This window comes from Dolichospermum sp. LEGE 00246 (assembly GCF_015207865.1).
Taxonomy (GTDB): Bacteria; Cyanobacteriota; Cyanobacteriia; order Cyanobacteriales; family Nostocaceae; genus Dolichospermum; species Dolichospermum heterosporum.
In genome coordinates this window covers 1-1883 of sequence record NZ_JADEWA010000685.1, presented here as the reverse complement: position 1 = coordinate 1883, position 1883 = coordinate 1, and the positions used below count along the sequence as shown (strand labels likewise).

Below are 1883 nucleotides of genomic sequence, written 5' to 3'. Positions count from 1 at the left end.
GGGTTAGGGTGGGGTAAAAAATATTTGATACATCAACCATAACTTTTCAAACACCCTCTTAGGTCAATATCTTAACTATAGCCAAGCACTTGAAGAACAAGAACCAAACCGAATTGTTTACTTAGCCATCCCTTTTGAGACTTATTATGACTTTTTTCAACTTCCATTTATTCAACGAATGCTACAGCGATATCAAGTCAAGCTGATAATTTATGATCCCAAACAGGAGGAAGTTCGACAATGGATAAAATAGAAAAGTATAGACAATTTATCACACAAATTTTAACAGAACACGCCCAGATTTGTACCACAAATGATCCAGTCAAAGCACAACTAATATTTGATAGTGAACATGACCATTACCAACTCAATTATATCGGATGGCAAGGCGATAAACGAGTGTTTGGACCAGTGATGCACTTTGACATTGAAGACGGCAAAATTTGGATTCAGTACAACGGAACCGAAGAATCTATAGCTGAAAGATTAGTGCAAATGGGTGTACCAAATTCAGATATTGTCCTTGGTTTTCATTCTGCTTTTAAACGGCAATTTACACCTTATGCAGTACAGTAATATCCTACTCGTTAAAAATGAGAAATGCAATTACTCACTAATCTTTTATTCTTACTTGCCAAACCCACAGGTACAACTATTTACGCTCTGAATCTTTTACCTCATTTACAAAAACTTGAGCCAATACTTTTAACTTCCCAATCTTTCCCTAACTATAACTGCTATCAAACTCCTCCTAACTTAACATCAGAACAAGGATTGAAAGGACATTTAAACCGCTTATTATGGACACAATTCCAATTAAAAGTTATAATCTTTATAGAACTCATGAGAAAAATAGAGCAATGACAGAAAAAACCATCTCAGCAGACCTAGACGTAGAAACAGCAGAGCGAATTAGTGTATTATCAAAAATGGAAAATCGCTCAATATCCCAAATAGCCAGTGCTTCAATCAAGCTAGGAGCTATGTTACCTCATGATGCTTGGTCAGCACTCTTACAGTTAAATGGGGTTGCTTCTGAAGCACAGTGGCAAGAAATTAGTCAAGAAATTACAAGAGTTTTATTGCACCATCAATACAAACTCGCTCAACAAAGAATTGCCCAAAATATAGATAAAAATTGGTTAAATTCTTTAGAAACTGAAGATGATTTACTCTGTGCTTCAGTTGAGTTAACTCGTGATGTCTAATCATTTACGCTTATGTCTTGATCTCAATATTTGGTGTGCGGCATTATTAGCTGATATCAAAGAAAATCAAAATATGGCTACACCACGCAAGCTATCAGCTTGTCAAAGTATAGTTGATACAGTTCGTTATGGTCGCTGTTATATGGGAAAAGTAGAACTTGTGATTTCTTGGGGAATGTTAAATCGTTTAGAAGAAGTTTTATTAAGATTAACTCCCTTGGCTGAGGATGCGTCTTTTTATGTAGATGTTATCCGCAGTTATGCTCAAATTCAGCCTCAATTAACATTAGGAGGATCAGGTGTTATTCCTATTAGTGATATAGAAGATCAGCACGTTTTAGAAACAGCTTTAGCTGGTCGAGCTAATCTATTAGTGACAGCTAATTTTAAAGATTTTTTAAATAAAGATATTGAACTTATCATTCCTGAAAGACATAGTATTTATAATTCTCCTATCCATGAATTTCACATTGTTCATCCTTATTTAATGATTAATTGGCTAAATCAAGGTAATATTCCTGAAATTCTGTAATCTTTATAATAAAAAAAAGAAAATAAAAATTATATGGGCTTATTTAAAACTGAATTTGTATGAATAAAAAATATTAATAACTGAACTAAGGAACGCAAATTTAATAACCTGCAATTCTGATGTAACCTGGAATGGTGCGTTAC

Annotated in this window: 5 protein-coding genes; all 5 read left to right on the top strand. The window is 33.9% G+C overall.

All coding sequences use genetic code 11. The features are described from left to right. Positions 1-31 precede the first annotated feature (31 nt). The 5 genes from IQ228_RS25560 to IQ228_RS25540 are packed head-to-tail and all read left to right on the top strand — an operon-like array spanning position 32 to position 1740. On the top strand, positions 32-253 hold the full coding sequence (locus IQ228_RS25560; protein WP_268812033.1) for an element excision factor XisH family protein: 222 nt from the start codon (positions 32-34) through the stop codon (positions 251-253). Next, positions 241-576 (top strand): XisI protein, encoded by a 336-nt coding sequence (locus IQ228_RS25555; protein ID WP_039201223.1) that lies wholly within the window; start codon positions 241-243, stop codon positions 574-576. Before IQ228_RS25560 ends, IQ228_RS25555 begins: the two co-directional genes overlap by 13 nt. Before the next feature lie 24 nt (positions 577-600). After that, positions 601-864, top strand: a complete 264-nt coding sequence (locus IQ228_RS25550) for a hypothetical protein (RefSeq protein ID WP_228044085.1) — start codon at positions 601-603, stop codon at positions 862-864. Then, positions 861-1208, top strand: coding sequence for a hypothetical protein (locus IQ228_RS25545; protein WP_039201226.1), 348 nt, complete (start codon positions 861-863; stop codon positions 1206-1208). The genes IQ228_RS25550 and IQ228_RS25545 overlap by 4 nt, the downstream gene beginning before the upstream one ends. Further along, complete coding sequence (locus IQ228_RS25540; RefSeq protein WP_053540006.1) at positions 1201-1740, top strand: PIN domain-containing protein; 540 nt, start codon at positions 1201-1203, stop codon at positions 1738-1740. The genes IQ228_RS25545 and IQ228_RS25540 overlap by 8 nt, the downstream gene beginning before the upstream one ends. Positions 1741-1883: the final 143 nt, after the last annotated feature.